General features: G+C 33.7%; 3 protein-coding genes. All 3 read left to right on the forward strand.

Features of this window, described 5'->3' with window-relative positions:
• Positions 1–65: 65 nt before the first annotated feature.
• Positions 66–1598, forward strand: coding sequence for a cardiolipin synthase (gene cls / locus QZQ55_RS10745; RefSeq protein ID WP_295093204.1), 1533 nt, complete (start codon positions 66–68; stop codon positions 1596–1598).
• Between the two features lie 9 nt (positions 1599–1607).
• Entirely contained in the window at positions 1608–2771 is a 1164-nt protein-coding gene (locus QZQ55_RS10750) for an AI-2E family transporter (RefSeq protein WP_295093205.1), read from the forward strand.
• 1 nt (position 2772) lies between these two features.
• The coding region (locus tag QZQ55_RS10755) for a hypothetical protein (protein ID WP_295093207.1) at positions 2773–3147 on the forward strand (375 nt) is incomplete at its 3' end.

Raw genomic sequence — 3147 nt, forward strand, 5'->3', positions numbered from 1 at the left:
GCGCAGAAATAATGATTAATTCCAATATTAACATTGTTTCTTGTCTACTCTATTAGGAGGTTTTTATGAATACAGTTGAAAGTAAAAGCGCAGTAAAAAATAGTGTTGTAAGAGTAATGATTGCAGCACTTCTGATTATTATTCAGGTTTTCTTGATTGTGAAGCTTGCGATATATTTATCCAAGTATTATGCCGCTTTTGATATCATTATGAGTTTGATTGCATTCTTATGTGTATTACGTATCTATGGCAGACCTGATAATAGTGCTTTTAAGTTATCCTGGATTGTCCTGATTCTTATCTTTCCTGTCTTTGGTTTAGCTATTTATCTTATGTTTGGTAGACCTTCTTTATTAAAGACAGTACAGAAGAAGTTCAATAAGGTAAATGCTTATCTTAATACATATCAAATAGAAACAAGTGGGTATGAAGAACTTCAACATGATGATCCTCTTCATGCGACTGAAGCGTATTATTTAAACTCTTTAGGTTTCCCTGTCTTTAATCATACGAAGATGAAATTCTATAGTTCTACAAATGAAGCATTAGATGCACAATTAAATGATTTAAATAATGCAAAGGAATTCATATTCATGGAATATCATGCTATTGAAGATTCAAAGGCATGGAGACAGATTGAAGATATACTTGTTGAAAAAGTAAAACAGGGTGTGGATGTCAGAGTCTTTTATGATGATATGGGAAGTGTTGGCTTTATTAATAATAAGTTTAGAACACGTCTTCATGAAGAGGGTATACAATGCCGTGTATTTAATCCTATCTTTCCTGTTTTAAATACTTTTATGAATAATCGTGATCATCGTAAAATAACTGTCATAGATGGTCTGGTAGGCTATACAGGTGGCTATAATCTTGCTGATGAATACTTCAATTACACACATCCTTATGGACTATGGAAGGACTCTGGGGTAAGATTAGAGGGTGATGCAGTAGACTCTCTCACAAAGATATTCTTTGAGATGTGGCAGACATCTAGTAAAGAAGACAATGAAGATCTCACACCTTATTTGAAAAGGTATCAAGTGGAAGGGGAAGGTTATATCATACCTTACTCTGATACACCTTTAGATGATGAAGAAACAGGGGAGAATGTCTATTTAAATATGATCAAGCATGCTGTTCATCATATTTATATCACAACACCTTACTTGATATTGAGTGATGAAATGCAAAGAGAACTCATTCTTGCATCAAAAAGAGGTGTCGATGTAAGAATCATTACTCCAGGTATTCCTGATAAAGCTGTTGTCTTTGCAATGACAAGAAGTTATTATTCACATCTTGTGCAGGCAGGTATTCATATCTATGAATATACACCAGGTTTTATTCATTCAAAACAATGTTTAGTCGATGATCAGGTCGGTGCTGTTGGTACAATTAATTTTGACTTTAGAAGTCTTTATCTACACTTTGAAAATGGCTGCTGGTTTACACATAATCATGCAGTCAAAGAATTAAGAGAAGACTTTGATGAATTATTTGAAATCAGTCAGGATGTATCAGAGAAGTATATAAATACAAGTGTTGTATTAAGAGGATGGAGATGTATCTTACGATTCTTTAGTCCTCTTATGTAAGGAGGTATTATGTTTCATTTTAAACCAAATAGAAAATATACGCAGATTGCGGTTTATGTAGTCGCAACTGTAATTGCGATTTATCTTGTCATTGCAGTAGGCAGTAACATGTCAGATATCCTAAAATGGATTCAAAAAGGATGGGGCTTTTTAAGTCAGATTTTCACACCTTTACTCATTGGTTTTGTGATTGCTTATTTATTAAAGCCTTTAGTAGAAAAGGTGGAATCATCTCTTAGAAATATTTCTTATTTCCAGGAAAAGAAGAAATTCAGTCATCAGTTATCTGTTGCTATTACTTCTTTAATTGTATTATTTGTCTTTGCGTTATTATCTGCATTTGTGATTAGAAGTATAGGTAAAGAATTAGCTGTAACACAATTTAAGGATATGAGTGATTTCTTACGTATTATTGCGAAGAACGTGAATGCATTCTATGAAGAAATGATTATACAGTTAAAGACCATGAGTATCTCTACAGTACAATTACAGCAGTTCTTAAAGACATTTACGAATGGTTTGACAACTAATATTCTAGGTGCTATTACTAGGGTTTCTGACTTCTTTACTAATCTTTTATTTTCTATCATCTTTGCGATTTACTTTATGCTTGATGGAGAAAAGTTATGGAACTATTGGAGTAAGAGTATTAAAGCCTTCACTAGTAGACAAGTAGATGCTGTCATTCACCAATTATTAGTGGATGTCGAAGGTGTGTTCTCTGGCTATGTACGTGGTCAGGTCATTGATGCATTTCTTATGTTTATAATGGTAAGTATTGCGTTTGGTTTCTTACATATCAAGTTCTGGATTGTGATTGCGTTATTAGTTGGTATAGGAAACTTCGTACCTTATGTTGGACCATTTCTAGGATATGGCTCTATTGCGATTATAGGGCTTGTGACTGGTGATTTACATATGGCTTTAAGGGCATTTATTGCATTATTGATTATTCAGGGTGTAGATGGTAATATCATCAACCCAAGATTGCTGAGTGCAAGTATCGATATTCATCCAGTGCTTGTCATCGTATCTCTTATTATCGGTAGTATGATAGGCGGATTCTTAGGAATGCTCGTTTCTGTACCAGTCGGTGCATTATGTAAGATCTGGTTTGAAAGATTAGTAGATTATCGTACACAAACTAAAAATGAATTAGTAGAGGAGAAATAAAATGGAATTTAGATTTGATCCATGGATGTTAGATGTAGATGTACTTGCCACACAGAAGGATTACACTACAAAAGATTATTCAAAAGATAAAGAATTAAATGAAGAACTTAAGAAAGCCTTGTCTTTCCAGCAGTCTCGTATCTTTGAAACATTAGGCGTTGATCCTGATAAGATTCTTGTAGAAAAGATTTCTTTAGAGGGTTCACAGAATGTTTATAAATTCTCTTTTATTGTGAAGGGCAAACTTCTGACAATCACAAATATGCAGGCTCAAGTTTATAGTGATGAAAAGGTCTTTGGTCCTGAAATATTAGACCATGTAGAAGTTGTGGATATCCCAGAAGGTGGCGTAATGGTCTATGAAATGGGGAATCTA

Origin of the sequence: uncultured Catenibacterium sp. (assembly GCF_900540665.1) — a bacterium.
In the GTDB taxonomy this organism is placed as follows: domain Bacteria; phylum Bacillota_I; class Bacilli_A; order Erysipelotrichales; family Coprobacillaceae; genus Catenibacterium.